26 protein-coding genes and 1 riboswitch are annotated in these 25,657 nt (G+C 59.1%); of the genes, 10 read left to right on the top strand and 16 right to left on the bottom strand.

Annotation, left to right across the window (positions count from 1 at the left end):
* Positions 1–11: 11 nt before the first annotated feature.
* Both ACR0KX_RS13920 and ychF read right to left on the bottom strand, forming a co-directional pair.
* Positions 12–893, bottom strand: coding sequence for a LysR family transcriptional regulator (locus ACR0KX_RS13920; protein ID WP_170454387.1), 882 nt, complete (start codon positions 891–893; stop codon positions 12–14).
* 784 nt (positions 894–1,677) lie between these two features.
* Positions 1,678–2,775, bottom strand: coding sequence for a redox-regulated ATPase YchF (gene ychF, locus ACR0KX_RS13915; RefSeq protein WP_170623811.1), 1,098 nt, complete (start codon positions 2,773–2,775; stop codon positions 1,678–1,680).
* 202 nt (positions 2,776–2,977) lie between these two features.
* On the opposite strand from ychF, the gene ACR0KX_RS13910 reads away from it, so the two are divergent.
* The 7 genes from ACR0KX_RS13910 to ACR0KX_RS13880 all read left to right on the top strand — a co-directional run bounded on the left by ACR0KX_RS13910 (position 2,978) and on the right by ACR0KX_RS13880 (position 9,003).
* Positions 2,978–3,466 (top strand): acyloxyacyl hydrolase, encoded by a 489-nt coding sequence (locus ACR0KX_RS13910; protein WP_170454392.1) that lies wholly within the window; start codon positions 2,978–2,980, stop codon positions 3,464–3,466.
* 79 nt (positions 3,467–3,545) lie between these two features.
* Entirely contained in the window at positions 3,546–4,337 is a 792-nt protein-coding gene (trpA, locus tag ACR0KX_RS13905; RefSeq protein ID WP_170623813.1) for a tryptophan synthase subunit alpha, read from the top strand.
* A 163-nt stretch (positions 4,338–4,500) separates the two neighbouring features.
* Positions 4,501–5,667 (top strand): alpha-hydroxy acid oxidase, encoded by a 1,167-nt coding sequence (locus tag ACR0KX_RS13900; RefSeq protein ID WP_170623815.1) that lies wholly within the window; start codon positions 4,501–4,503, stop codon positions 5,665–5,667.
* A gap of 244 nt (positions 5,668–5,911) precedes the next feature.
* Positions 5,912–6,565: a 50S ribosomal protein L25/general stress protein Ctc gene (locus ACR0KX_RS13895; RefSeq protein WP_170454398.1), complete on the top strand. Its 654-nt coding sequence runs from the start codon at positions 5,912–5,914 to the stop codon at positions 6,563–6,565.
* Between the two features lie 124 nt (positions 6,566–6,689).
* Complete coding sequence (pth, locus tag ACR0KX_RS13890; protein ID WP_170623817.1) at positions 6,690–7,370, top strand: aminoacyl-tRNA hydrolase; 681 nt, start codon at positions 6,690–6,692, stop codon at positions 7,368–7,370.
* 82 nt (positions 7,371–7,452) lie between these two features.
* The gene (locus ACR0KX_RS13885) at positions 7,453–8,616 is read left to right on the top strand and encodes a serine hydrolase domain-containing protein (RefSeq protein ID WP_170623819.1); all 1,164 of its coding nucleotides are present in this window, start codon (positions 7,453–7,455) and stop codon (positions 8,614–8,616) included.
* A gap of 9 nt (positions 8,617–8,625) precedes the next feature.
* Complete coding sequence (locus tag ACR0KX_RS13880; RefSeq protein WP_170623822.1) at positions 8,626–9,003, top strand: DUF2237 domain-containing protein; 378 nt, start codon at positions 8,626–8,628, stop codon at positions 9,001–9,003.
* Between the two features lie 224 nt (positions 9,004–9,227).
* Here the strand turns inward: ACR0KX_RS13880 and trpB are convergent, their stop codons facing one another.
* The 6 genes from trpB to rpsA all read right to left on the bottom strand — a co-directional run bounded on the left by trpB (position 9,228) and on the right by rpsA (position 14,169).
* Complete coding sequence (gene trpB, locus ACR0KX_RS13875) at positions 9,228–10,475, bottom strand: tryptophan synthase subunit beta (RefSeq protein ID WP_480708521.1); 1,248 nt, start codon at positions 10,473–10,475, stop codon at positions 9,228–9,230.
* Between the two features lie 69 nt (positions 10,476–10,544).
* Positions 10,545–10,880 (bottom strand): hypothetical protein, encoded by a 336-nt coding sequence (locus ACR0KX_RS13870; protein ID WP_170623824.1) that lies wholly within the window; start codon positions 10,878–10,880, stop codon positions 10,545–10,547.
* A 46-nt stretch (positions 10,881–10,926) separates the two neighbouring features.
* Positions 10,927–11,568: a phosphoribosylanthranilate isomerase gene (locus tag ACR0KX_RS13865; RefSeq protein WP_170623825.1), complete on the bottom strand. Its 642-nt coding sequence runs from the start codon at positions 11,566–11,568 to the stop codon at positions 10,927–10,929.
* A 10-nt stretch (positions 11,569–11,578) separates the two neighbouring features.
* Complete coding sequence (locus ACR0KX_RS13860) at positions 11,579–11,929, bottom strand: LapA family protein (RefSeq protein WP_170623905.1); 351 nt, start codon at positions 11,927–11,929, stop codon at positions 11,579–11,581.
* 7 nt (positions 11,930–11,936) lie between these two features.
* Entirely contained in the window at positions 11,937–12,221 is a 285-nt protein-coding gene (ihfB, locus tag ACR0KX_RS13855; protein ID WP_050603110.1) for an integration host factor subunit beta, read from the bottom strand.
* Positions 12,222–12,492: 271 nt separating this feature from the next.
* The gene (gene rpsA / locus ACR0KX_RS13850) at positions 12,493–14,169 is read right to left on the bottom strand and encodes a 30S ribosomal protein S1 (protein WP_170454410.1); all 1,677 of its coding nucleotides are present in this window, start codon (positions 14,167–14,169) and stop codon (positions 12,493–12,495) included.
* Between the two features lie 353 nt (positions 14,170–14,522).
* Between rpsA and ACR0KX_RS13845 the strand changes: the two genes are divergently transcribed.
* Positions 14,523–14,930: a hypothetical protein gene (locus ACR0KX_RS13845; protein WP_170623827.1), complete on the top strand. Its 408-nt coding sequence runs from the start codon at positions 14,523–14,525 to the stop codon at positions 14,928–14,930.
* Positions 14,931–14,970: 40 nt separating this feature from the next.
* On the opposite strand, the gene ACR0KX_RS13840 is transcribed toward ACR0KX_RS13845, so the two are convergent.
* The gene (locus tag ACR0KX_RS13840) at positions 14,971–16,656 is read right to left on the bottom strand and encodes a tryptophan halogenase family protein (protein ID WP_170623829.1); all 1,686 of its coding nucleotides are present in this window, start codon (positions 16,654–16,656) and stop codon (positions 14,971–14,973) included.
* A gap of 213 nt (positions 16,657–16,869) precedes the next feature.
* Positions 16,870–17,385, bottom strand: coding sequence for a hypothetical protein (locus ACR0KX_RS13835; RefSeq protein WP_170454415.1), 516 nt, complete (start codon positions 17,383–17,385; stop codon positions 16,870–16,872).
* 220 nt (positions 17,386–17,605) lie between these two features.
* Here ACR0KX_RS13835 and ACR0KX_RS13830 point away from each other — a divergent pair, with 220 nt between their 5' ends.
* Positions 17,606–18,085, top strand: coding sequence for a YHS domain-containing (seleno)protein (locus ACR0KX_RS13830; protein ID WP_170454416.1), 480 nt, complete (start codon positions 17,606–17,608; stop codon positions 18,083–18,085).
* A 22-nt stretch (positions 18,086–18,107) separates the two neighbouring features.
* On the opposite strand, the gene ACR0KX_RS13825 is transcribed toward ACR0KX_RS13830, so the two are convergent.
* Both ACR0KX_RS13825 and aroA read right to left on the bottom strand, forming a co-directional pair.
* Positions 18,108–18,731 carry a cytidylate kinase gene (locus ACR0KX_RS13825; RefSeq protein WP_170454417.1) on the bottom strand — a complete coding sequence of 208 codons (624 nt, stop codon included), beginning with the start codon at positions 18,729–18,731 and terminating at the stop codon, positions 18,108–18,110.
* Positions 18,732–18,739: 8 nt separating this feature from the next.
* Positions 18,740–20,092: a 3-phosphoshikimate 1-carboxyvinyltransferase gene (gene aroA, locus ACR0KX_RS13820; protein ID WP_480708520.1), complete on the bottom strand. Its 1,353-nt coding sequence runs from the start codon at positions 20,090–20,092 to the stop codon at positions 18,740–18,742.
* A gap of 191 nt (positions 20,093–20,283) precedes the next feature.
* Between aroA and ACR0KX_RS13815 the strand changes: the two genes are divergently transcribed.
* Positions 20,284–21,090, top strand: coding sequence for a hypothetical protein (locus ACR0KX_RS13815; protein WP_170520454.1), 807 nt, complete (start codon positions 20,284–20,286; stop codon positions 21,088–21,090).
* On the opposite strand, the gene trmB is transcribed toward ACR0KX_RS13815, so the two are convergent.
* The 4 genes from trmB to ACR0KX_RS13795 all read right to left on the bottom strand — a co-directional run bounded on the left by trmB (position 21,087) and on the right by ACR0KX_RS13795 (position 25,628).
* The gene (gene trmB / locus ACR0KX_RS13810) at positions 21,087–21,797 is read right to left on the bottom strand and encodes a tRNA (guanine(46)-N(7))-methyltransferase TrmB (RefSeq protein WP_170454423.1); all 711 of its coding nucleotides are present in this window, start codon (positions 21,795–21,797) and stop codon (positions 21,087–21,089) included. The genes ACR0KX_RS13815 and trmB overlap by 4 nt on opposite strands.
* Before the next feature lie 166 nt (positions 21,798–21,963).
* Positions 21,964–23,145: a methionine adenosyltransferase gene (gene metK / locus ACR0KX_RS13805; protein WP_480708519.1), complete on the bottom strand. Its 1,182-nt coding sequence runs from the start codon at positions 23,143–23,145 to the stop codon at positions 21,964–21,966.
* A 5-nt stretch (positions 23,146–23,150) separates the two neighbouring features.
* Positions 23,151–23,199: riboswitch (SAM-SAH riboswitch) on the bottom strand.
* Between the two features lie 21 nt (positions 23,200–23,220).
* Positions 23,221–24,744 (bottom strand): apolipoprotein N-acyltransferase, encoded by a 1,524-nt coding sequence (gene lnt / locus ACR0KX_RS13800; protein WP_480708518.1) that lies wholly within the window; start codon positions 24,742–24,744, stop codon positions 23,221–23,223.
* The gene (locus ACR0KX_RS13795) at positions 24,741–25,628 is read right to left on the bottom strand and encodes a hemolysin family protein (protein WP_170454429.1); all 888 of its coding nucleotides are present in this window, start codon (positions 25,626–25,628) and stop codon (positions 24,741–24,743) included. The genes lnt and ACR0KX_RS13795 overlap by 4 nt, the downstream gene beginning before the upstream one ends.
* Between the last annotated feature and the right edge of the window lie 29 nt (positions 25,629–25,657).

Genomic DNA, 25,657 nt, shown 5'->3' with positions numbered 1-25,657 from the left:
ACGACAGCTTATCACCGCAAAGACGTCACCACAGCGCGCAGGGCCTCGACCGTGGGCAGCTCCGGGTCGCGGGTCAGGGTCGCCAGACATATTGGTTTGCTGACAATCGGATCGACCAGAGGCAGCACCCGCGTCCCCCTCAGATCGCCCAGCGCCCGCACCAGAACGCGGGGGACAACGGTGGCCGCCAACCCCTCACGCGCCATGACCATCGAGGCGGTGAAGCCGCTGGTCTCGGCCACCACATCCGGGTGCAGGCCCTGTTCGGCGAAAATCCGATCAAGGATGCGCCGGTTCTGCATCTGCGGTTCCAGCAGGCTGAGCGGGAATTCGGCCACACGCGCCCACGGAATAGGGCCGGTTTCATCCGTCATATGGGTCGGAACCAGCAGCACATAGGTCTCTTCATACAAGGGTTGCACCTGCCGCAGATCGGTGCCGATGCTGTCGCCATAGGTGATGCCCGCATCCAGACTACCCTCGTCCAGCCGGTGCTGGATCGCGGTCGCGGACATGGTCTCGATCCGGGTTACAATTCGGGGATGAGCGTCCCGCAACCGCTTGACCAGACGCCCGGTAAAGGCAATCGCGGTCGGAATCACGCCGAGGATCAGCGTCCCGGTGATCTCACCCTTGGCCGCCAGCACCTGCTGTTCCAATGCCTTGGTGTCGTCCAGAATGCGCCGCGCCCGCTGGACAATCATCTCGCCCTCTTCGGTCAATCCCTGAAACCGGTTGGCACGGCGGACGATGGACACACCCAACCGATCTTCGAGGTTGCGAATGCGCATCGAAAAGGCGGGCTGCGAAATCCCGCATTCCTCGGCCGCTTTGGCAAAATGGCGATGCCGTGCAAGGGCGCTGAGGAGTTGGAGGTCGCGGATTTCGATCATTTGGAGATGTCTCTGATACAAGGCCACCGGGTTTTACACGATACCGAAGTGGGGCGCACGCCTTTGTGCACGAACAAGAACTCAATAACCACATTCTGCTTGTCCTTAGCATATTCAAAAAGGGAGAGCGCGCGGTCGACAGGATCCAGCCTGCACTTACCGCTTTAATAAAATATAGTGGTTTCATAAGGTAAGGTGGAATGAATGACAGAGCTGAATACGTTTGTGATTACAGTGAGAGTCCTAATACACAATGCTTGATTTTGATCCCGGCCAACTAACCTTGGCCGCGCGCCGAAAAATAATTAAGCGTGCACGGCGAAATGTCAGTTCAGAAGTCGTCCTGATTTTGACTGCCGGTTTCGCATTGCTGTTGATAACGTCGTTTTGGTTTGGAAACCTGACGTTTCTGCCGCTAGCAGGAATACTGAACATGCGACCAACGGTAGTTTGGATTTGCTTGTCCGCATTCCTCTCAGGCGCTGCCGGCTTGGTTCACGGACTGATCGGAGTAAAGGTTGTTTCGCGTGCGCGGGAACAGGAGTTCTTGATTCATCAATTCGACGAACTAAGAAGCCGCTCTTAAAAAAGATCAGTCGATCACCAAGCAGGCAACCGGCAAAAATCTAATTAGTAGAACGATCCCCGCCCGGCCTTACGCGGCCAGCGACGGATCATTTTGTCACCAAGCTCGGCCGACGCGACGCCTATGCGTTGCAAGCCTTGCTCTACTGGTGACTTAACCAAAACAAGGCACGTCGCAGGCGACCTAACCAGTTCCGGTTCAGGTATTAAACAAAAAGTGCATCACATCGCCGTCCTTGACGATGTAGCCCTTGCCCTCGGCCCGCATCTTGCCTGCCTCTTTCGCGCCCTGCTCGCCATTCGCAGCGATGTAGTCGTCATAGGCGATGGTCTCGGCCCGAATGAAACCCTTTTCGAAATCCCCGTGGATTACACCAGCGGCCTGCGGCGCGGCGGTGCCGGTGCGGATGGTCCAGGCGCGGGCCTCTTTCGGGCCGACGGTGAAATAGGTCTCAAGCTTGAGCAGGTCGTAACCGGCCCGGATCAGGCGGTCGAGGCCGGGTTCTTCCAGGCCCATCTCCTCAAGGAACATCTGCGCTTCGTCCTCTTCCAGCAGGCTGATCTCTTCTTCGATCTTGGCGCTGATTATGACGTGAGAATTGCCCTGCGCGGCGGCCATTTCGGCCACGCGGGCCGAATACTCATTGCCCTCGGTGGCTTCTTCCTCGGACACGTTGCAGACATAGAGCACGGGCTTGGTGGTCAGCAGCTGCAGCATTTTCCACGCTTTGGCGTCCTCGTCGGAGACTTCGACCAGACGCGCGGGTTTGCCGTTTTCCAGCATGGCCTGCGCCTCGGCCAGCAGACGCTCCTGCTGCTGCGCTTCTTTGTCGTTACCTTTCAGCTTGCGCACCAGATTGGCACGGCGCTTTTCGATGCTTTCCAGATCGGCCAGCATAAGCTCGGTCTCGATGGTATCGGCATCGGCTACCGGATCAACGCGGCCATCCACATGGGTCACATCGCCATCTTCGAAACAACGCAGCACATGGGCAATGGCATCGGTCTCGCGAATATTGGCCAGAAACTGGTTGCCCAGCCCCTCGCCCTTCGAGGCCCCTTTGACCAGACCGGCAATGTCCACGAACGTCATCCGGGTCGGGATGATCTGCTTCGATGAGGCAATCGCCGCCAGCTTGTCCAGCCGGTCGTCAGGAACCGCCACATCCCCCACATTGGGTTCAATGGTGCAGAACGGGAAATTCGCCGCCTGCGCGGCCGCGGTCTTGGTCAGCGCGTTGAAGAGGGTCGACTTGCCCACATTCGGCAGACCCACGATTCCCATTTTAAAGCCCATTGCGGCCTCCTGAAAGCGATGTGACGGCGTCTTCTATGCACCTGCGGTGGAATGCGCAAGCAGTAGCGTGACGCGAAACGGACCGAGCCCAAATGGCCACATCACGAAACTGTTCCTAAATCGTGTTCTTGCGCGAATTGAAATTTACATCTTACGATAACCACTTAGCGCGTAACGATGTAACAGCCTTAGAAATACGGTTATGAAGAAGTTCCTTTTCGCCTCTGCTTTGGCGCTTGCCCTTCCTGCAGCAGCCCAGGCTCAATCCTTGATTTTTGGTGCCGGATACGCGGATTTTTCCGATGATGCTGCCGATGATCAGGCCCTTGTTTCGCTGGAATACCAGCATCAACCCTTTCACCAGGCGACCCGGTTCAGCGCCGGTTGGGGTGCGGCCCTGTCAGTTGACGCCGATGGCGGCGCCCATCTCGGCGCCGGTCTGATTGGGGTATACAGCCTCAACGACCGTTGGTTTGTCGAAGGCAGCGTGATGCCGGGATACTACAATGAAGGCAGCGATGAGAATGATCTGGGCGGCAGTTTCCAGATCCGCAGCCTTCTGGGCCTCGGCTATACGCTGAATGGCGGCGATAAGATCTCGGTTGCGATCACCCACAAGTCGAACGCCAGCACGCAGGACCCGAACCCGGGCGTGAACACCCTGCTCTTGCGGTATCATCTGGGCTTCTGATCCGTTCTGGTCCGGGCGGGATTGATTTTCGGTGAAACTTTCTGCACATCAGGTCCAAACCTGATTGCAAGGACATCCGATGACCCGTATCGACGCCAAGTTTGCCGCCCTGAAAGCTGAAGGCAAGAAAGCATTTGTTGCCTATGTCATGGCGGGCGACCCCGATTATGACACCTCGCTGGAGGTGGTCAAAGGATTGCCGGGCGCAGGCGTGGACGTGATCGAGCTGGGTTTACCCTTCACCGACCCGATGGCGGACGGCCCCACCATTCAGGCCGCAGGCCAACGCGCGCTGGACGGTGGCATGACATTGCAGCGGACGCTGGATCTGGCGCGCGCTTTCCGTGAAAGCGACGACACCACGCCGATTGTGCTGATGGGCTACTACAACCCAATCTACAGCCGGGGTGTGGACGCGTTTCTGGCGGATGCCAAGGCCGCTGGCATCGATGGCCTGATCGTTGTTGACCTGCCGCCGGAAGAAGATGAAGAGCTTTGCCTGCCCGCTCAGGCGACGGGCCTGAATTTCATTCGCCTGGCCACGCCCACAACCGACGACAAACGCCTGCCGCGCGTCCTGCAGAACACCTCGGGCTTTGTCTACTATGTCTCGATCACCGGCATCACCGGCGCGGCAGAGGCCGAAGCCACCAATGTCGGACCCGAGGTCGCCCGGATCAAATCCGCGACCGATTTGCCCGTCATCGTAGGCTTTGGCATCAATACGCCTGAAAAATCGCGCGCGATTGCAACTGTTGCAGACGGCGCGGTCGTCGGTTCGGCCATTGTCAGCCAGATCGGCGCAGGCAAGCCGGTTGCCGAGGTGCTGGATTTTGTCAAATCCCTGTCCGACGGGGCCCATTCCGTCTGAATAAACGCATCCTAAACTACTTGAGCAAAGCCGCAGCCGGGTCACCCCGCTGCGGCTTTTGTTTTACCGGGGAGTGAACACGGAAAAGGCAATCACGAAAGGCGTAGTGAGGATCTTCAAAACTTGGTAAGAAAATTTAACCAAAACCTCAAAGGTCTGCTTCATGCCCGTTATTACCAATATCGAAGACCTCAAACGCATCTATGAACGCCGCGTACCACGCATGTTCTACGACTATGCGGAAAGCGGCAGTTGGACCGAGCAGACCTTTCACGAAAACAGCTCGGACTTCGAACAAATCCGACTGCGCCAGCGGGTCGCGGTGGACATGGCCGGGCGTTCGACAGCGTCGCAAATGATCGGACAGGATGTATCGATGCCTGTTGCGCTTGCACCTGTCGGACTGACCGGAATGCAACATGCGGACGGAGAAATGAAAGCCGCCAAGGCCGCCGAGGAATTCGGCGTGCCGTTCACCTTGTCCACCATGTCCATCAACTCGATCGAGGATGTGGCCGAGCACACAACCAAACCGTTCTGGTTTCAGCTGTATACGATGAAGGATACAGACTACGTCAGCCGACTGATCCAGCGCGCGAAAGATGCAAATTGTTCCGCTCTGGTCATAACGCTGGATCTGCAAATCCTGGGCCAGCGGCACAAGGATCTGAAAAACGGCCTGTCCGCCCCGCCCAAGCTGACCCTGAAAACCATCGCGAACCTGATGACCAAATGGTCTTGGGGCATCGAAATGCTGCGCGCCAAACGGCGAGAGTTCGGGAATATCGTTGGCCATGTCGAGGGCATTTCAGATGCGTCCTCTCTGGGCGCATGGACCGCGGAACAGTTCGATCCAAGCCTGGATTGGACGAAGGTCGAAAAGCTGATGGAGCACTGGGGCGGGAAGGTGATCCTGAAGGGTATTTTGGACGCCGACGACGCAAAAATGGCGGCCAAACTGGGGGCAGACGCCATCATTGTGTCAAACCACGGCGGTCGCCAACTGGACGGCGCGCTCAGTTCGATCCGGGTGCTACCGGAAATCATGGATGCGGTTGGCGGAGATACCGAAGTGCATCTGGACAGCGGCATCCGGTCGGGGCAGGACGTTCTGAAAGCTTTGGCGCTCGGCGCGAAAGGCACCTATATCGGCCGCGCCTTCGTCTATGGCTTGGGTGCGATGGGACAAGCCGGTGTGACCACCGCCCTTGAGGTGATCCAAAAAGAGCTCGACACCACTATGGCGCTTTGCGGGGAACGCAAAGTGACCGATCTGGGCCGTCACAACTTGTTGGTCCCCGAAGATTTCGGTGGGCGTTGGCAAAGCTGATGGGCGTGCGCAGGGGGCTCTGCCCCCGCCGCCCTTCGGGCGACTCCCCCGAGATATTTGTGGCCAGATGAAGCATGGATCCTTTATTCATCTGGCTATAAATATCCCGGAGCGCGAGGCAGAGCCTCGCAAAAAGGAAAACCGCCAAAAACCCCTTTCCAAACCCAATGAATCAAGCTAAGGACGCGACTTCACGCGGGCATACAGCCTTGGAGGATGCCCGCCCTAACATTGGAGAATTATCATGGCTGGAGAGATTCCTGATCTCGTAGCTCTGGAACGGACGGGGACAGGCAAGGGCGCCGCTCGTCAGGCACGCCGCGACGGCATGGTTCCGGGCATTGTTTTTGGTGGCGACAAAGAGCCGCTGCCGATTCAGATCCCGTTCAACGTTCTGTTCAAGCGCCTGAAAGCGGGTCGGTTCAAGTCGACCCTGTGGAACCTGAAGGTTGAAGGCCACGAAGACGTTCGCGTCATCTGCCGCGACGTTCAGCGTGACGTCGTCAAAGACCTGCCGACCCACCTGGACCTGATGCGCCTGCGCCGGACCACCAAGATCGCGCTGTACATCCCCGTTGAGTTCATCAACGAAGAAGCAGCACCCGGCATCAAGAAGGGCGGCGTTCTGACTGTCGTCCGCCCGGAAGTCGAACTGATGTGCACCGCCGGTGACATTCCTGAGAAGATCACCGTTGATCTGACCGGCCTGAACATCAACGACGTTGTCACCATCTCGTCGGTTGATCTGCCTGCTGGCACCAAGCCGACCATCGACCGTGACTTCGTGATCGCCAACATCTCAGCGCCGACCGGTCTGTCGACCAGCGACGATGAAGAAGGCGAAGAAGTGGCCGCGGACGAAGTAGAAGTCGTCGGCCAGGAAGCTGCAGAAGAATAAATCCGGACCCAACGATTTGGATTTTGAAACGGGGCTCATTTCGGGCCCCGTTTTCTTTTGGTCGGGCTGGAATCGGGTGGTATTCCGTGCCATCAACCCCCTGCACTGCACGAAGGACGAGACGATGAAACTGTTTGTCGGATTGGGGAACCCGGGTTCAAAATACGCCCGCAACCGGCACAATATCGGCTTCATGGCCGTGGACCGGATTGCCGAGGATCACGGGTTTAGCCCCTGGAAGTCAAAATTTCAGGCCGAGATCGCCGAAGGGCGTCTTGGCGGCGAAAAAGTGCTGCTGATCAAGCCCCAGACCTTCATGAACCGTTCGGGTCAATCCGTGGGCGAGGCGATGCGGTTCTTCAAGCTGGACTCGACCGACGTGACGGTGTTTCACGACGAATTGGATCTGGCCCCCGGCAAGGTGCGTGTCAAGGCGGGCGGCGGGCATGCCGGGCATAACGGTCTGCGTTCGATCCACGAACATATCAGCCCGGCCTACGACCGGGTTCGGCTGGGCATCGGGCATCCGGGGCGCAAGGAAATGGTGTCGCCCTATGTGCTAGGCGATTTTGCCAAAGCCGATGGCGATTGGCTTGAGGATGTGCTGCGCGGTGTCTCGGATGGTGCTGGGCACCTGGCCGATGGCGATGGCGGCAAGTTCATGAATGCGGTCGCCCTGCGCACCGCTCCACCGCGATCATCCAAACCCCCTGCAAAACCGGCTGCGCCTGCCATCAAAGCCGAACCAGAGCCCCAGCCGGACGACCGTTCGGCGATGCAAAAACTGCTGGATAAGTTCAAGTAGAATCCGCGTGCAGTGCCGCCACGTCCCAATTGCGAATTGAACGAACCGCGTTCTACAACAATCCGCAAATTGGAGGAGATCTATGAGAAAATTGTTGAAGTGGGTGCTGCGCATCCTGCTCATTCTGGTGCTGGCAGCGGCGGTTGTCGGATTCTGGAAGCGCGAAGAGATCAAGCGCCTGATGGCCGTGAACTCTCTGTTTTCGGAGGAGAAAATTGTCTACAATTTCTCTCATATGGATGAGGCATTCCTGACGGCGAACCTGCCGCGCGGTGACGGGCCGGTGTCCGAACTTCCTTATGGCGCTGGTATCGAGCTGCCTGACGGAACCGACCAATGGCTTGAGGAACGGTCGCTGACATCCTTGCTGGTGATCAAGGACGGGCAGATTCTGTTCGAAGACTATTATCAGGGCACCACGCCCGAGGATCGGCGAATCTCCTGGTCGGTCGCCAAAAGCTATCTTGCCACCTTGTTCGGTATCGTGATGGCCGAGGGGGCTATCGACTCGCTGGATGATCCGGTGGTGAAATACGCGCCAAGCCTGAAGGGCACAGCTTATGACGGCGCGACGATCCGCAATGTGTTGAACATGGCCAGCGGCGTCACCTTCGACGAAGACTATCTGGACTACGACTCGGACATTAACCGGATGGGCCGCGTTATTGCTTTGGGCGGTGAGTTGGACGATTTCGCGGCCTCGTTGCAGGACACGTTCGTAACCCCGGGCGAGGATTGGCAATATGTATCGATCGACACCCATGTCATCGGCATGGTGATCCGTGGTGCGACCGGGCGCAGCGTGACAGACCTGTTGACGGAAAAGGTCATACAGCCGCTGGGTCTGGAACAGGATGGCTTCTACATCACCGATGGTGACGGGGTTGCGTTTGCGTTGGGCGGTCTGAACTTCACCACCCGAGACTTCGCCCGGTTCGGTCAGATGATCCTGCAAGAGGGCGAATACAACGGAAAGCAGATCGTTTCGGCTGAATGGATCGCCGAAGCCGTTGCGTCCAGCGCCCCGACAGCGCCCGATGAATACGGCTACGGCTATCAATGGTGGATCCCGCCCGGCGCGCATGAAGGTGAATTTATGGCCCGTGGTGTCTATGGACAGCACATCTATATCGACCGGGCGCGCGGTGTTCTGATCGTCTCGACGGCTGCGGATCGTAAGTTCCGTGAACCGGGCATGAACGATGTGAATTTGGGAATGTTTCGCAAGATTGCCGAAAGCCTGTAAGGTAGGTCCATGCAAAAGCAGGACAGCATCAATGTGTTGGGGGGCGTTCTCGCCCCCTGCTCGCGCGATCCCCTGACCGGGTTCTTCCGCGATGGGGCCTGCAACACCTGTCCCGAGGATCAGGGCAGCCATACGGTCTGCGCCGTGATGACCGCCGAGTTTCTGGCCTATTCGAAATATGTCGGAAACGATTTAAGCACCCCACGTCCCGAATTCGATTTTCCCGGCCTCAAACCCGGCGATAGCTGGTGCCTGTGCGCGGGTCGGTTCCTGCAAGCCCATGACGAGGGCTGCGCCCCGCAGGTGCATCTTGAGGCCACGCATCATCGGGCGCTGGAGATTGTGCCGCTGGACATATTGCGTCAACACTCCACCAAGACCGACTGACGCCACCTGAAATTCGGCATCAAAGACCACAGCCCGCCACGACCCGATAAGCCAACGCACCCCGAGAACTTACGAGGGAGCACCTGAGCTTTATCGCAATGAACCGTTTTTAGGTCCGTTTGGCACCGCGTAATTCGAAGGGCTAGAGACCGCTCAGCACGAAGGACAAAGAAAAACCGGCCCCCACATGTGGGCCGGTTCTATCCGTTCGAAGGTTTCAGCGCTTAGTCCGCCGTGCGGCCTTCGGTGTCTGACATGTCGAAGTTCAGGTACTTCGCAACGGTCTGCACATCCTTGTCCCCGCGACCGCACATGTTCATGCAGATCAGGTGAACTTTGGGCAGATCGGGCGCGATTTTCATCACATGGGCCAGCGCATGGCTGGGCTCAAGCGCCGGAATGATACCTTCGGTGGCGCAGCACAGCTGGAACGCCTCCAGCGCTTCTTTGTCGGTGATTGCGACATAGTTTGCGCGACCAATATCATTCAGCCACGAGTGTTCGGGCCCGATACCCGGGTAATCCAGCCCGGCAGAGATCGAATAACCTTCGAGGATCTGGCCATCGTCATCCTGCAACAGATAGGTGCGGTTGCCGTGCAGCACACCGGGGCGACCACCGGTCAAAGAGGCGCAGTGTTCCATCTTCTCGTTCACGCCCTTACCGCCGGCCTCGACGCCGATGATATTGACCTCTTTGTCGTCGAGGAACGGATAGAACAGGCCCATCGCGTTCGAACCACCGCCAATGGCGGCGATGATCGTGTCAGGCAGACGGCCCTCGGCCTTCATCATCTGCTCTTTGGCTTCCTTGCCGATGATCGACTGGAAGTCACGGACCATTGCCGGATAGGGGTGAGGGCCAGCGACGGTGCCGATGCAGTAGAACGTGTCGCGCACATTGGTTACCCAATCCCGCAACGCGTCGTTCATCGCGTCTTTCAGCGTTCCTCTGCCGCTTGTCACCGGGATCACCTCGGCCCCCAGCAGACGCATGCGGAACACGTTCGGGGCCTGACGCTGTACGTCATGGGCACCCATGTAGACGATGCATTTCAGGCCGAACTTGGCGCAGACGGTGGCGGTGGCAACGCCGTGCTGCCCTGCCCCGGTTTCGGCGATGATCCGGGTCTTGCCCATACGGCGTGCCAGAATGATCTGGCCCAGCACGTTGTTGATCTTGTGTGCGCCGGTGTGGTTCAGCTCGTCACGTTTCAGGTAGATCTTCGCGCCGCCCAGATGCTCGGTCAGGCGTTCGGCGTAATACAGCGGCGAGGGGCGGCCCACATAATTGGCCCACAGATCATCCATCTCGGCCCAGAAGGTCGGATCATCCTTGGCCTTGTTGTATTCCTCTTCCAGCGACAGGATCAGGGGCATCAGCGTTTCACTGACGAACCGTCCGCCGAAGATACCGAAACGCCCCTGTTCATCGGGGCCGGACATGAAAGAGTTGAAAAGATCGTTGGCCATGGGTGTCTCCACTCGTCGTACCCGTTGTTCATAGGAGGTGGCGGCGGGATTTGCCATGGGCAAAACGCATCATGACGCGCGATCTGTGTACTGCTGCCAAACGTCCACGGCCTGCTGGGGCGTCGGTACGCCAATGCAAGGAAAGTGATAAAACCGGTTCACATTTGCCAGCCGGTCAGCCGCCAGCATCACGCGGCGATGCGGGCCGGATTGCGCGAAGGTCAGCATCGCCTCGATATCCTGCCAGACGCTGAGCGAGAAATAGAGGCCCGCCTGATGGAACACGTCCGCATGGACGCATAGCGGGTCGCCCTTGGCCTGATGCAACGCCTGTCGCGTGCGCCAGAAGAACTCGGGCGCGTTGTACCAATGTTTCAGCGAAATACCGCCAAAGGCTGCCAGCATGTTCCATCTCCCCTTGCAGGAGATACGAAACAAGGCGCGGATCAGATCACCCCAGCGCGGCTGCGAAGGCTTTGATCAGGGCCGCGTCCTTTTCGCCCGGGGCCGATTCAACGCCGGATGAAACATCGACCTGCTGCGCACCGGTCATGCGAACAGCCTCTGCCACGTTTTCAGGCGTCAGGCCGCCGGCCAGCATCCAGGGACGCCGCCAGTATTTGCGACCGGCCAGCAAGCGCCAATCAAAGGCCAACCCGTTGCCGCCGGGAAGCTCTGCATTGCGGGGCGGTTTGGCATCGATCAGCAGTTGGTCGGCCACATCCGAATACAGGTCAATCGCGGCCAGATCCTCGGCCTCGGCCACGCCAATGGCTTTCATCACAGGCAGGCCGTAGCGGGTACGCACCTGCGCCACGCGGTCGGGGCTTTCCTTGCCATGCAGTTGCAGCATGTCCAGCGGGACGGTCGAGGTAATGGCGTCCAATTCCTCATCCGTCGCGTTGACGACCAAGGCCACTTTTGCGACGCCTGCCGGAACCTGATGCGCCAATACGGCTGCGTCTGCTGCCGTCACATTACGGGGCGAATTGGAAAAAAACACAAACCCAACATAGCCCGCCCCGGCCTCGGCCGCAGCGCGCACATGTTCAGGGGCGGACAAGCCGCAGATCTTGAACCTTACATCGGACATTGGGTGCGCCTTAGCTGGCTTCGTCCAGAATGGCCAGAACTTCGTCTTTGCCTTCGTTCTGCTTTTTCTTCAGCTTCTTGACTTCACGCTCAAGCTTGCGGACTTCGCCTTTTTTCACGGTCGCGTCCTTGCGATGCTTGTGCTCGCGCAGCCATTCCCACAGGAACCCGATGACCAGACCGGCCACAACGCCACCCAGCACCACCAGAAACAAGGGCAAAGTGGTGGTCAGATTGAACCCCAGCAATGCGGCCAGAGCGTCAGGCATCAGCTTGAGTTCAACCGATTGAACATTGGCCAGAGACACCGAAATCAGGATGATCCCCAGGGTCCCGAGAAAAGCATATCGAAGGTAGCGCATCATGGGGTCAGGCTTTACCGTTCAATCGGTCCCTTAGCAACTTACCCGTCTTGAAAAATGGTACACATTTTTCTTCGACCTGAACGGTCTCACCGGTGCGGGGGTTTCGCCCGACACGGGCATCGCGCTTTTTCACAGAAAATGCACCAAATCCGCGCAGCTCGACCCGGTCGCCGCGGGCCATGGCATCTGTCACTTCCTCAAATACGGTGTTCACGATCCGCTCGACGTCACGCTGATAAAGATGTGGATTTTCGTCGGCAATCTTCTGAATCAATTCTGAACGGATCATTCGTACTACCCCTCCCAGGCGGCCGGTGTGACAGGTCTACTGTTCTGACAGTATAGGGAAAAAGCCGGATCAGGGGAAAGCAAACTATGGGCGAAGGCATGGGAATTTGGCGCGGACTCACGCGATTTTTTGCCAGTTTTCCCGTTTTCCACACTTAATGCGCGAGCGATACCCCGAATAAGCCGATGAATCGGAACATATTGATTCGCAACAAAAACGGCCCCGCGCGGGTGCGCGAGGCCGTAATTCATGATTGGGACTGCGCCCGGGCTTAGTCGCCCGATTTCAGCGCTGCACCCAGGATATCGCCCAGCGATGCGCCCGAGTCGGAAGAACCGTACTGTTCCACGGCCTCTTTCTCTTCGGCGATCTCGCGTGCCTTGATCGACAGGCCCAGACGGCGGGTCTTGCTGTCAACGTTGGTGACGCGAACGTCGACCTTGTCACCGACCGAGAAACGCTCGGGGCGCTGTTCGGCACGGTCACGGCTCAGGTCCGAACGGCGGATGAAGGACTTCATGCCTTCGTATTCGACCTCGATGCCGCCATCTTCGATAGCAGTCACTTCGACAGTGATGACCGAGCCACGCTTCACGCCGCCCACGGCTTCGGCGAACTTGTCACCGCCCAGGGCTTTGATCGACAGCGAGATACGCTCTTTCTCGACGTCCACTTCCGAGACAACCGCCTGAACGACGTCGCCCTTGCGGTAGTTCTGGATCGCATCCTCGCCACGCTCGTCCCAGGACAGGTCGGACAGGTGAACCATGCCGTCGATGTCGCCTTCGAGGCCAATGAACAGACCGAATTCGGTGATGTTCTTGACTTCGCCTTCGACCTCGGTGCCCTCGGGGTGGGTTTCTGCAAACACTTCCCACGGGTTGCGCATGGTCTGCTTCAGGCCCAGAGACACGCGACGCTTGGCGCCGTCGATTTCCAGAACCATAACGTCGACTTCCTGGCTGGTCGAAACGATCTTGCCGGGGTGGACGTTTTTCTTGGTCCAGGACATCTCGGACACGTGCACCAGACCTTCGACACCGGCTTCCAGCTCGACGAACGCGCCGTAATCGGTGATGTTGGTGACGCGACCCTGATGAACCGAGCCCAGCGGGTATTTCGCAGCAACCAGATCCCACGGATCTTCCTGCAGCTGCTTCATGCCCAGGCTGATGCGGTGGGTCTCTTTGTTGATCTTGATGACCTGAACCTTGATGGTTTCGCCGATCGTCAGGATCTCGGACGGGTGGTTGACACGACGCCATGCCATGTCGGTGACGTGCAGCAGGCCGTCAACGCCGCCCAGGTCAACAAATGCACCGTATTCGGTGATGTTCTTGACGACACCCTCGACGGTCTGACCTTCGGACAGGTTGCCGATAACCTCGGCACGCTGTTCGGCACGCGATTCTTCCAGGATTGCGCGGCGCGACACAACGATGTTGCCACGGCGGCGGTCCATTTTCAGAATCTGGAACGGCTGCTTCAGACCCATCAGCGGGCCAGCGTCGCGCACGGGGCGGACGTCAACCTGCGAGCCGGGCAGGAACGCAACTGCGCCACCCAGATCGACGGTGAAGCCACCTTTGACGCGACCAAAGATTGCACCTTCGACGCGCTGGTCGTCGGCATATGCTTTTTCCAGACGGTCCCATGCCTCTTCACGGCGAGCCATCTCGCGCGAGATGACGGCTTCGCCACGGGCGTTTTCTGCGGCGCGCAGGTAAACTTCGACCTCGTCACCTACAGCGATTTCAGGGGCTTCGCCGGGATTTGCGAATTCTTTCAGATCAACGCGGCCTTCCATTTTGTAGCCGACGTCGATGATGGCTTGGCCGGCTTCGATCGCCAGAACCTTGCCTTTGACAACAGAACCCTCTTCGGGTGTGTCCATTTCGAAGCTTTCATTCAGGAGGGCTTCGAATTCCTCCATGGATGCGTTAGCCATGTGGCGTTGTTTTCCTTTACATACGTTTTTGCTGGCCGAGCGGTTGTCTCCGCCGGTCTTGTTTGATGGTGCCTTCAGGCGTGATCCGGGGCGCATCCGATTACACAAACACAAAGGGCCGAGGTGACCCGGCCCTGCTCAGATACGTCATCCGGACGTTGACCGCCCGTGTTAAGACGGGTGCTCTATAGCGGGTTGGGTCCGGTCCCGCAAGTCGAAAGCCATCTGCGCCCGAAGACATGCCCGAACTTGCCGGTTTCACAATTACTTGATGCCGCGCGTGTCCGGTTGCCCCCGCTGGCGGGACACGGCACCTGACGGTCAATCACAACAAGACACGGAGCCGTCGCCCCATGGGAGAGTTCGACCTTATCGTTTCACAGCAGCCACAGTGGATTCAGATCTGGATGAAAATCCTGACCCTCGGGGCCTTTATCCTGCCCTTTGCGCTGCTGATCTGGCGGCAATCGCGCCTTGTTGCGGTTGTCACGGTCGTCGGCACCGTGCTGGCGGCGCTGGGGGTCAAGTTTATCTTCACCCAGATGGGGTATGTGCGGCTGATGGGGCTGGGCCATATCCCGTTCTGGACACCGCTGGCCATTTACCTGTGGTTCCAGCAGGCCCGCGCCGATATGCCGACGCCGCCCCGGTGGATCATCCGCTTCGCCCTGCTGACAATCGTGATCTCGCTTGCCTTCGACTACATCGATGTGATCCGCTATCTGCTGGGTGAGCGGACGCCGGTGCCTGTACCGGCGTAAACCGTCACCATCTTGGTTTTTCGCGCACCCGAAGGGCTTGCTAGAACAACTGCAAGTCCTTCTCGCCGCGTTGAATCTCGACAAGGTTCGGCATGTTCTGCACCACCAGCGGCGCCGGAGCCGTACCGGGCATCGCCACTGTAGGTTTCGCCGCAACGGCCTTGTCAAAGGCAGGTCGCTTCAGCTCACCCCGGATATCGCGCAGCAGGGTCTTGTGGTCCGGCATCGTCTTGAGGATCTGCGCAAGGTCCACTTTCGCGCCCTTCCACCACTGGAACCAGATCGGCTTTTTCAACGGACGAATACGATCCCGAATGCCGGTGCCATATCCCGTGTCATAGACCTGTTTGCCCAAAAGCACCGTCTGATAGACGCGGAAATTGAACAGCGTTGCAAACTCGATATCGTGTTCCATCGGCAGGCGGTGCTGCCACAGTTCCAGATTCTCGGCCAGTCGATCCGGGATTTTCATCTCGGTGCGCGCGTCGATCCAATATTGATCATCCGTGCGGTTGCCCAACCGGTAGTGCAGACAGATGAAATCCAGAACCTCGTCATACAGCTTGTTCACCTGCCGATTGTATCTGTCGCGCAACTGCGGCTCGATGTCCCGCGTGGGCAGATGCTCGGCAAACCAGCGGACGGCGTGGTCGATCATGTGGATCGCGGTGCTTTCCAGCGGCTCGATGAATCCACCGGACAGGCCGATAGCGACGCAGTTCTTGACCCAGGCATTGCGCACGCGCCCGACGCGCATCGGGATGACGCGCGGCGTCAGACCTTTGCCGCTGTCGCCCAGCCATTCAAGGTATTCATCCGCCGCCTGATCATCGGTCCGATGCGCCGACGAATACACATATCCGGTGCCCACACGGTTATAGAGCGGCACCCGCCACGTCCAGCCCGCACCCAATGCAGTCGACCGCGTGACGCTTTCGATCTTTTCCGGATCGGGATGTTCGACCTGCAACGCCATGGCGCGATCATTCGGCAGGTATTCAGAGTAGTCCTTGAACGGCTCGCCGAGGGCCTGATTGATGATCAATCCGCGGAAGCCGGTGCAATCTATGACCATCTCGACGTCATGGCGGCCCTTGCGTTCCAGCATCAGGTGGCTGACATTGCCCTGCTCGTCCAGTTCGACCGCCTGCACCTCATCCTGAATATGTTCGACGCCGCGCTTGGTGCAGACCTTAGTCAGCATGCCTGCAAATTTCACGGCATCCAGATGATAGGCATAGCCAAAGCGCTGCTCGAATTCCGGCTGCCCCAAGGCCCGCGCGCCTTTGCACAGACGGGCCAGATCGTCATGAGGTGAGATCGATTGCGTAAAGTCCCGATCCCCATTGCCAAAACGCAGGAAATACTCGGCGGCCTCCAACCCCTCAAGCAACTGCCCATGGGCAAAGGGGTTTACGTAGTCGATCCGATTGCCCTTGGCGTCTTTGTTCCAGTTGCAGAACTTCACGCCCAGCTTGAACGAGGCATTGGTTTCACGGAAAAAGTCACGCTCGGAAATACCCGCCTGACGCAGTGTGACCGGCATGCGCGGTACTGTCGCCTCGCCCACACCCACGGTCGAGATATTGGGGCTTTCGATCAGGCAGATGCGCGGGCGGTCTTTGGGGGCGGACGTGCGGGAAAGCACCATTTCGAGGATAAGCGCGGTCATCCATCCCGCCGTGCCGCCACCCACGATGGTGATTTTGCGCAAACGATTGTTCATGTATTTCTGTCCCTGTTGGCTTGGGGGATTTTATGGCTGCTTCCCCTTATTGTTTGGGGTTTTTGTAGCAGCTGTCCCTTTTTTGCTATGGGAGACTATAGCATCATTCTTGTGTCCAGCTAGGGTCTATGACGCTATATTTTGTTGGGGGTTCCTACACTGCCCGGACCTGTGAACGCTGCAAGCGACAAGCATCAAGTTCAACGTAAACCCCTAGATTTCCTCGCCCTTCTTCAGCAGATCCTCGATCAGCTGCCGCTGCAACTCATCGCTGTCGCCGCCACCGAATTGAATCGCGCCGCCGGTGTAGGATGTGCCATAGGTCGCAGCGATATTCACTGTCTGCGCCAGACCCGAGATCAGCTGGTCCTTTTGCAAGGATGCAAGCGGGTGGATGAACGTCGCCCAAACGGTTCCGTTGGCAATCGCATAACGGGCATCAAGGGCGGTGTCGAAATTGGCCTGCATCATGCGGTGAAGTTCCTCTTTCGACAGCTCATCGGCACTGCGAACCGCCACCATCGCGCGCATCCGATTGGTGCTGACATCGGTGACAACCAAAACCGGCACGTCCGAGATTGTAAGCTGAAACCCCGGCCCAATCGGCTGCGCCTCGGGGTCCAGGGCAAACAGGATCTTGCCCAGCCTTTCATAATCCATCGGAGGCTCAGCCTCTTGGGCGGCAAGACTTCCGGCCAGTAACATCAGCGCAAGGGCGAGGCGGATCATGATCAATCTCCTGCAAGTGTCCAGCTAACCATAGGCGCTGCCATGGCCCCTGACCAAACAAAGCTTAGTGAACAGGATTTTATGCAAGGCCCGCAGGTTTGAACGATCTGCAAAAAACGCGGGCCTTCCTGCGATAACGCGTTCAAAACCCCGCCTCTATGTCTGTTTCACAGGCCGACACCCGGTTCGGCCCGAAAAAGAAAATGAAAAGGACTACACCATGAAGAAACTTGTTTTGACCTCTCTGATCGCAACCCTGCCGCTGGCCGCCGCACCCGCTTTTGCGGCAGATGAAATCAATGTGTCCAACGGCATCTCCGCCGCCGGAGCGCCATTGGCCGCCCACGGAGTCGACCTTGTTGCGCTGGTCAATGACGGCAACCCGGTCGAAGGTTTTGCGACCCATTCCGCCACCTATGACGGGGCGTCCTACTACTTTACCACCGCCGCAAACCGCGAAGCGTTCGAGGCCAACCCAGCCGCCTTCCTGCCACAACATGGTGGCTTCTGCTCGTTTGGTGTTTCGGTCGGCAAGAAGTTCGACGGCGACCCGGATCAATATCTGGTCGCAGATGGCAAGCTGTATCTGTTCCTGAACGCCGAAACCCGCGCCGCCTTCCTGAAAGATGTTGCGGGAACGGCGAAAACTGCTGACGATCAGTGGTCAAAGATTCAAAGCATCGCCGTGGGCGAGTTGTAATCTGACCGATCTGCCCGCGTCGCTACCGTGTCGCGGGCAGTTTCTTTGTTATCACCGCAAGCGCCTCGGCCAGGGCTTCGTCGATGCTCAGGTCGGACGTATCCAGAAGAACGGCATCATCCGCCGCTTTCATCGGGGCTGTGCTGCGTTCGGCGTCGCGGGCATCGCGCTCGCGCACATCCTCAAGCACCTGTGCCCGCGTCACGTCGGCCCCTTTGGCGTGAAGTTCCAGAAACCGCCGTTCCGCCCGCACCTCGGGGCTGGCGGTGACGAACAGTTTCACCTCGGCCTGCGGGCAAATCACGGTACCAATGTCGCGCCCGTCCAGAACCGCCCCCCCTGCCCGCCGGGCAAAGGCACGCTGGAAATCAACCAATGCGGCTCGTACCTCGGGGATCACAGCCACTTTGGACGCGGCCTGAGCGATTTCTGCCGTGCGCAGATCACCCTGATCCAGTTCTTCTGCCGTCAGGGACTGCGCCGCTTCCACAGCTTCCACACCTTGCAGCGTACGGCGGCCAACCGCGCGGTACAGAAGCCCCGTATCCAGATGCGCAAACCCGAAATGCGCCGCGACGGCCTTTGATACTGTGCCCTTGCCCGCCGCAGCCGGACCATCAATCGCAACGGTGAAACTGCTTGTCATTGTCCGACTTACCGATTGTTTCTGACAAGCTGCGCCCCAAGGCGCGCCATCAAAGGCTCGAAGATCGGGAACGAGGTCGCAATCGGGCCCGCATCATCCACCGTCACAGGGCTCTTGGCGCCCATCCCAAGGATCATGAAGGACATTGCAATGCGGTGATCCAGAAAGCTTTCACAGGTGCCGCCGCCGGGGGTGTTGCCAATACCCAGCCCCTCAACCGACCACCAGTCGTCGCCTTCGTTCACCGTGACGCCGTTGGCCCGCAAGCCGCGCGCCATCGCGTCGATCCGATCGCTTTCCTTGACGCGCAGCTCTTTCACGCCGCCCATCATGGTGGTGCCGGTGGCGTTGGCCGCAACGACGGACAACACCGGGTATTCGTCGATCATCGACGCCGCGCGCTCGGGCGGAACTTCAATCCCCTGCATATTCGGAGAGTATTTCGCGCGCAGATCGGCAACCGGTTCGCCGCCCTCTTCACGCTCATTCTCATAGGTCAGGTCCGCACCCATTTCGCGCAGCGTGGTGAACAGGCCCGCGCGGGTCGGGTTCAGGCCGATGCCCGGAACCAGCACGTCCGAGCCGGGCGTGATCAGCGCCGCGCAGACGGGGAAGGCCGCGCTGGAGGGATCACGCGGCACGGCAATGACCTGCGGTTTCAACTCGGGGCGACCGGTCAGGGTGATGACCCGCCCCTCATCGGTGTCCTCAACCGTGATTTCGGCCCCGAAGCCCGCCAGCATCCGTTCGGAATGGTCGCGCGTGGCCTCTTGCTCGATCACCACGGTTTTGCCGGGCGCGTTCAGACCGGCCAACAGAACAGCCGACTTCACCTGCGCCGAAGGCACGGGAACCTCATAGCGCACCGGCACAGGCTCTGCCGCGCCCACGATGGTCATCGGCAAACGCCCACCCGAACGGCCCACCGATTGCGCCCCGAACAGCGCCAGAGGATCCGTAACCCGCGCCATCGGCCGTTTGTTCAGGCTGGCATCGCCAGTGAAGGTCGCCGTGATCGGGCAGGTCGCCATCGCACCCATGATCAGCCGCACGCCGGTGCCCGAGTTGCCACAGTCGATCACCTGATCGGGTTCGGCAAAACCGCCGACACCCACACCGTGAACGGTCCATTCGCCGCCGCCGTGATCTGTCACCTCGGCCCCGAAGGCGCGCATGGCCTTGGTGGTGTCCAGAACGTCCTCGCCCTCCAGAAGGCCCGAGATCCTTGTCTCACCAACCGCCATCGCGCCCAAAATCAAGGACCGGTGCGAGATCGACTTGTCGCCGGGGACTTCGGCAGTACCGGTCAGCGGACCGCAGGGATGCGAAGTCATCGGAATGGGCGTACCGTGTCCGGACATGGGGGCTCCTTTTGCGCTATCAGTGCCCAAGCCGCTTAGCGAATTGGGACCGGTTGGTCCAGCGTCAAAGGTCCCGCAAAACGCCGCTTTGGTCCGGCGAACGGCTAATTCTGTGAGAAACGCCGCTTCGGTGCTACAATACCGCCATTCGATTTGATTGATTTTTGAACCTGACATTGAAGGAACACGCCATGGCCGACGCCTTACCCCTGATGGCCCGAGGGCCCCGAGACCTGTTTCACCCCAAAGATCCACTGCGCCCTGAAAGCAAGATTGAACAAAGGCTGGCTTTCCTTGTCGGCCTCGTTGCCTTCGGCCTGCCGTTGATTCTGGCTGGCGGGGCAATCTTTGGCGGCAGCTGCTTTCGCGACAGTATCAGCCATTTCTACTATGCCCAGTTTCTGGGGGCGATCTTTGTCGGGTTGCTTTATTTCGTTGGTGGATTCCTGATCGCCTATACAGGTGATACATTCTTTGAGGACACGCTGAGCAGCGTCGCCGGGTTCGGCGCTTTTATCGTTGCCTCAGTCCCCACATTAGACAGCGGCTGCGAAAGCCATCAGACATTCCTGTCGCGCGTCTTTGTCGAGGTTAAGAACGCCCCGCCCATCAAGGTCGGACAGGCACCGGATCAAGGCTTTTTCAACCTGTTCAGCACCGCCAGCAACTGGCACATGATCGCCGCAGGCATTCTGTTCGTCTATCTGGGTCTCTACTGCCTGATCGTGCTGAAACGGGTCATCCCGCAACGGCACGAGAAGGACGGCGTGATGATCGACAGCAAGCGGCGGCGCAACAAGCTTTACAGCATTTGCGGATTGACCATTCTGGCCTGCGTCGCGGTGCTGGCGATCAAAGGCGAAATCGGCGGGCCGGGTTTCCTTAAATGGTGGAACAGCCTGAACCTGACCTTCTTTGTCGAGGCCATCGCCTTATGGGCCTTTGGGATCGCATGGTTTGCCAAAGGGCGTGCATTCCCTGCGCTGAACGACAGCTAACCCAGTCGACGGAACGTCAGATAGTGGGGCGTACGCCCTTCGCGCAGCGCCTTCTGTTCGTACCGGGTGGAAATCCAGTCGTCCCACGGCTCGCGCCAGTCCGAGGGGCGCTCGGCCAGCCATTCGAACCCTGCGCGGGGGACTTCCTCAAGCGTCTGGCGAACATAATCGGGAATGTCGGTCGCAACCCGGAAGATCGACCCCGGCTTCAGGGCGCGGGCCAGAGGTTCCAGATGCTCGGGCGTGACAAAGCGGCGGCGGTGATGCCGGGTTTTGGGCCAGGGGTCGGGATACAGCAGGAAGGCGCGTGAGATACTCACCTCAGGCAAAACGTCGAACAAGTCGCGGGCATCGCCGGGATGTACGGCCAGGTTTTCAACCCCGGCCTGACGGATTTTGCCCAGCAACATGGCGACGCCGTTGATATAGGGCTCGGCCCCGATGATCCCGATATCCGGATTGCTTGCGGCCTGATGCACCAGATGTTCACCACCGCCAAAGCCGACCTCAAGCCAGACATCCTTGCCACCGAACAGGGTATTCAGGTCCAGAGGGTGGCGTTCAGGGTTGCTTTCCCAATCCACCGCGCCGGGCGACAGGGCGTCGAGGTCTTCGTTCAGATACGTCTTCTGGCTCTGCTTCAGGGTCTTGCCCTTGAAGCGGCCATAGAAGTTTCTGCGGGGGCGTTGGGGGGTCTCGGTGCTCATGGCGGTCGCCTTACTGTGACAACTCACGAGTGGCAAGAGGCAGAGGTGGGGGCCAGCCCATGGCCATTGGTTTCTCGGACCAATGGCGCAACCAATAGCGACCCCCAATGGTATTTTCAAAAAAGAAGAGCGCGCCCGTCAGGGCGCACCTTTTGATAGCAGAAGGTCAGACCGCCGCTTTCAGCGAATCCGTCAGGTCGGTTCGTTCCCAGCTGAAACCGCCATCAGCATCGGGTGTGCGCCCGAAATGGCCATAGGCTGCGGTGCGCTGGTAGATCGGCTTGTTCAGTTGCAGATGCTGGCGAATACCGCGTGGGGTCAGGTCCATGACCTGCCCAACCGCCTGCTCGATCTCGGCATCCGAGATTTGCCCTGTACCATGCGTGTCCGCGTAGATCGACAAAGGCTTGGATACGCCAATCGCATAGCTGAGCTGAATGGTGCAGCGTTCGGCCATACCCGCGGCAACTACGTTCTTCGCCAGATAACGGGCCGCGTATGCAGCCGAGCGGTCCACTTTGGTCGGGTCTTTGCCCGAGAACGCGCCGCCGCCATGCGGAGCCGCGCCGCCATAGGTGTCCACGATGATCTTGCGCCCGGTCAGACCAGCATCGCCATCGGGGCCGCCGATCACGAACTTACCTGTGGGGTTCACGTGCCATTCGGTTTCGTTGGTCAACCAGCCTTCGGGCAGAGTTTCGCGAATATAAGGCTCAACAATGGCGCGGATGTCGGCAGAGCTTAACGCCTCGTCCAGATGCTGTGTCGACAGCACGATCGAGCTGACGCCAACCGGTTTACCGTCGCGATACACAACTGACAGCTGCGATTTGGCGTCCGGACCCAGCGCAGGCTCGGACCCGTTCTTGCGCACCTCGGCCAGACGCCGCAGGATCGCGTGCGAATACTGGATCGGCGCGGGCATCAGCGCGGGCGTTTCGGTCGTTGCGTAACCGAACATGATGCCCTGATCACCGGCACCTTCGTCTTTATCGCCCGAGGCATCCACGCCCTGCGCGATATGGGCCGATTGTTCGTGCAGCAGGTTCGTCACCTCGACCGTCTCATGGTGGAATTTGTCCTGCTCGTAGCCGATATCCTTGATACAGGCGCGCGCGATCTCGTCGATGCGGCCCATATAGTCGTGCAGCTTTTCCTGATCAGACAGACCTACTTCGCCACCAATCACGACACGATCCGTGGTCGCAAAGGTTTCGCACGCCACGCGTGCTTCGGGTTCTTCATTCAGAAATGCGTCAAGGACGGCATCCGAGATCCGGTCGCAAACCTTATCCGGGTGCCCTTCGGAAACCGATTCCGAAGTAAATGTATAGTTCTGTCTGGACATAAAAGTGCTCCATTAAGATTTCTCTGTCACGCCAGGAAGCCGTTGTGACAGGCTTTTGCGGGGATACGCGCCTTGTTAAACCGGGTCAATCGGTAATTCAGATCGCCCCCTGCGGGCAAAGGCCAAGACACCGGCAAAAAGCAACAATAGCGCGACAAAGACAGCTTTATCCCCGATTTGGGAATAAATGGTCCGAGCCTGCGGTTGTGGCAAAACGGCATCGACATAGCCCGCCTCACCCAAGGGCAAGGACGCGGTAACCCGGCCCAGCGGGTCGATCATCGCCGACACTCCGGTATTGGCGGCGCGCATCAGGGGCAGGCCTTGTTCAATGGCGCGCATACGGGCCTGCACCAAATGCTGGTAGGGGCCGGAACGGGTGCCGAACCACGCATCATTGGTGATCTGCAACAGGAAATCTGCCCGCCCCGGCGCGCCGTTGACGTCCTGCGGGAACACGGCCTCGTAGCAGATCAGCGGCACGGCACGGCCCAAGGCGCCAATGTCCAACAGCTCCGGTCCCGGACCGGCGCTGAAGCCGTGGCCCGTCGTTGCAGCCAGACCGTGAATGCCGAACTGGCCGAGCAGATCGCCAAACGGGATGTATTCCCCAAACGGGGCAAGATGGTGCTTGTCATAGAGACCTGTCCGCGCGCCAACCTCATCCAGATAGATCATCGAGTTATAGATCCGCGGGCCGTCTCCGCGCTGAATGCCCAGCACGACGGGGGTGCCCTGCGCCGCATCGGCAATGGCTTCGAGATATGGATCGGCGCTGCTGAGCCATGCGGGAACCGCGGTTTCCGGCCAAACGATCAGATCGGGCCGCGGCTCGGCCGCCGTGAACTCGATCTGCCGCATGAAGAACAGGGGCGCGTAAGCCGGGTCCCATTTCTGGTGCTGAGGCGCGTTTGGCTGGACCAACCGCACAGTATTTTCGGTGTTCAGAACAGATGGCCTTGAACCGGCATAACCCAGTGTCAACGCAACGCTTGCCACAACAAAAACGGCGGGTACAAGGAACCCGCGCCCGGTTCGCTGGCCCGTCAGCGCCGCACCAACAGGAAGCGTGACTAACAGCATCAGTGCCCCCAGGCCGTAGGGGCCAACCAAGGACAAAAGCTGCGCTGCAGGTGTATCGATCCAGACCTGAGCCAGCCCAGCCCAAGGAAATCCGGTCAGCACATATCCCCGCGCAAACTCGGCAAGCGACAGGGCCAAAGCCAAAAACAGGGCCTGGCGCATTGCGGTCCCGCGCCCGTGCGAGACCCAGAATGCCGCCGCCCAAAACAGCGCCAACCCACCCGCCATGAAGACAAGAGCGAATGGGGCCATCCAGGCGTGGCGTTCTGCATCCACCTGAAACGGCTCAATAATCCAGCTTAGCGCATGGGCGAAATATCCGGTCGCAAAAGCCCAGCCCAACCAAGCCGCACGAGCACGCGTTTCAGAAGCCAGAAACAGCGGAGCGATTAGCACAAAAGCCAGCAGAGTGGCGACCCAGTACCCGAAAGGGGCCAGACCAAATGCGCCCAGCGCCCCCAACGCGGCGGTTGCAACAAACCTCAGGCTGAAGGGCCAGCCCCGGACAGGGGTCATGCAGTCACGTCCGGCAGCATGACACGCAGGCGTTTGATGCGCCGGGGATCGGCGTCCAGAACCTCGAACTCGGGGCCTTCGGGATGCAGGACGACCTCGCCCCGCGCAGGCACGCGACCCGACAGCAGGAACACAAGACCGCCCAACGTGTCGATTTCTTCCTCGTCCACATCCTCGTGGCTGGTCAGGGACCGGCCGATCTCGGCCTCGAAATCCTCAAGCGGCACGCGGGCCTGAACGATGTAGCAGCCGGGTTTTTCCTGAACCCATAGCTGATCTTCGTCGGCGTCATGCTCGTCGGCGATCTCACCCACGACCTGTTCGATCAGATCCTCGATGGTGACCAGACCATCGACGCCGCCATATTCATCGATCACAAGCGCCATGTGGCGGCGTTCGGTTTGCATCTTGGTCATCAGCACACCGATCGGCATCGACGGCGGCACAAAAAGCAAGGTGCGCAGCATTGACACCAGATCGAACTCGGCCGATCCGCCGTTGAACCCATGCGTCAGCGCGAAATCCTTGAGGTGAACAAACCCAAGCGGCGTGTCCAACGTCCCTTCATAGACCGGTATGCGTGACAGGCCGCTTTCGCGGAACAGCTGCGCCAACTCGTCCTTGGTGGTTGTCGAGGGAACCGAGATGATCTCGGCCGTGGGGATCGCAACGTCTTCGACCCGCATCCGGCGCAGGTTGATCATGCCTCGGGGCTGATGGGCCGCGACCTGCTGGCCGTTGACAGAACTTTCCTGATCTTCGTCCTGACCGGTAAACGCGTCAAAAATCCGAGAAAAGAAACCGCTTCTCTCAGCTATTTCCGTGGTGCTGTCCTGTGGTTGCGCGCTGTGCGCCGCCCTAGAACTGCCGTCTGTGTCGCCCATTTTCCTGTTCCAATTGTCCGGGTGAAAGT

The sequence above is a fragment of the Ruegeria sp. BG5 genome (assembly GCF_056538425.1).
Note: the sequence above shows the minus strand (reverse complement) of the source record. Positions and strands in the feature narration are given on the sequence as shown.

What these genes read in the sequence shown, in the direction of transcription:
- aroA (WP_480708520.1), bottom strand. Translation starts at nt 20,092, where the DNA reads ATGTCCGGACACGGTACGCCCATTCCGATGACTTCGCATCCCTGCGGT.
- ACR0KX_RS13815 (WP_170520454.1), top strand. Translation starts at nt 20,284, where the DNA reads ATGGCCGACGCCTTACCCCTGATGGCCCGAGGGCCCCGAGACCTGTTT.
- rpsA (WP_170454410.1), bottom strand. Translation starts at nt 14,169, where the DNA reads ATGGCTAACGCATCCATGGAGGAATTCGAAGCCCTCCTGAATGAAAGC.
- ACR0KX_RS13885 (WP_170623819.1), top strand. Translation starts at nt 7,453, where the DNA reads ATGAGAAAATTGTTGAAGTGGGTGCTGCGCATCCTGCTCATTCTGGTG.
- ACR0KX_RS13910 (WP_170454392.1), top strand. Translation starts at nt 2,978, where the DNA reads ATGAAGAAGTTCCTTTTCGCCTCTGCTTTGGCGCTTGCCCTTCCTGCA.
- ACR0KX_RS13835 (WP_170454415.1), bottom strand. Translation starts at nt 17,385, where the DNA reads ATGATCCGCCTCGCCCTTGCGCTGATGTTACTGGCCGGAAGTCTTGCC.
- ACR0KX_RS13870 (WP_170623824.1), bottom strand. Translation starts at nt 10,880, where the DNA reads ATGCTGGCAGCCTTTGGCGGTATTTCGCTGAAACATTGGTACAACGCG.
- trmB (WP_170454423.1), bottom strand. Translation starts at nt 21,797, where the DNA reads ATGAGCACCGAGACCCCCCAACGCCCCCGCAGAAACTTCTATGGCCGC.
- ACR0KX_RS13880 (WP_170623822.1), top strand. Translation starts at nt 8,626, where the DNA reads ATGCAAAAGCAGGACAGCATCAATGTGTTGGGGGGCGTTCTCGCCCCC.
- metK (WP_480708519.1), bottom strand. Translation starts at nt 23,145, where the DNA reads ATGTCCAGACAGAACTATACATTTACTTCGGAATCGGTTTCCGAAGGG.
- ACR0KX_RS13860 (WP_170623905.1), bottom strand. Translation starts at nt 11,929, where the DNA reads ATGCGCTACCTTCGATATGCTTTTCTCGGGACCCTGGGGATCATCCTG.
- ACR0KX_RS13865 (WP_170623825.1), bottom strand. Translation starts at nt 11,568, where the DNA reads ATGTCCGATGTAAGGTTCAAGATCTGCGGCTTGTCCGCCCCTGAACAT.
- ychF (WP_170623811.1), bottom strand. Translation starts at nt 2,775, where the DNA reads ATGGGCTTTAAAATGGGAATCGTGGGTCTGCCGAATGTGGGCAAGTCG.
- ACR0KX_RS13900 (WP_170623815.1), top strand. Translation starts at nt 4,501, where the DNA reads ATGCCCGTTATTACCAATATCGAAGACCTCAAACGCATCTATGAACGC.
- trpA (WP_170623813.1), top strand. Translation starts at nt 3,546, where the DNA reads ATGACCCGTATCGACGCCAAGTTTGCCGCCCTGAAAGCTGAAGGCAAG.
- pth (WP_170623817.1), top strand. Translation starts at nt 6,690, where the DNA reads ATGAAACTGTTTGTCGGATTGGGGAACCCGGGTTCAAAATACGCCCGC.
- lnt (WP_480708518.1), bottom strand. Translation starts at nt 24,744, where the DNA reads ATGACCCCTGTCCGGGGCTGGCCCTTCAGCCTGAGGTTTGTTGCAACC.
- ACR0KX_RS13825 (WP_170454417.1), bottom strand. Translation starts at nt 18,731, where the DNA reads ATGACAAGCAGTTTCACCGTTGCGATTGATGGTCCGGCTGCGGCGGGC.
- ACR0KX_RS13830 (WP_170454416.1), top strand. Translation starts at nt 17,606, where the DNA reads ATGAAGAAACTTGTTTTGACCTCTCTGATCGCAACCCTGCCGCTGGCC.
- ACR0KX_RS13795 (WP_170454429.1), bottom strand. Translation starts at nt 25,628, where the DNA reads ATGGGCGACACAGACGGCAGTTCTAGGGCGGCGCACAGCGCGCAACCA.
- ACR0KX_RS13840 (WP_170623829.1), bottom strand. Translation starts at nt 16,656, where the DNA reads ATGAACAATCGTTTGCGCAAAATCACCATCGTGGGTGGCGGCACGGCG.
- ihfB (WP_050603110.1), bottom strand. Translation starts at nt 12,221, where the DNA reads ATGATCCGTTCAGAATTGATTCAGAAGATTGCCGACGAAAATCCACAT.
- ACR0KX_RS13845 (WP_170623827.1), top strand. Translation starts at nt 14,523, where the DNA reads ATGGGAGAGTTCGACCTTATCGTTTCACAGCAGCCACAGTGGATTCAG.
- trpB (WP_480708521.1), bottom strand. Translation starts at nt 10,475, where the DNA reads ATGGCCAACGATCTTTTCAACTCTTTCATGTCCGGCCCCGATGAACAG.
- ACR0KX_RS13920 (WP_170454387.1), bottom strand. Translation starts at nt 893, where the DNA reads ATGATCGAAATCCGCGACCTCCAACTCCTCAGCGCCCTTGCACGGCAT.
- ACR0KX_RS13895 (WP_170454398.1), top strand. Translation starts at nt 5,912, where the DNA reads ATGGCTGGAGAGATTCCTGATCTCGTAGCTCTGGAACGGACGGGGACA.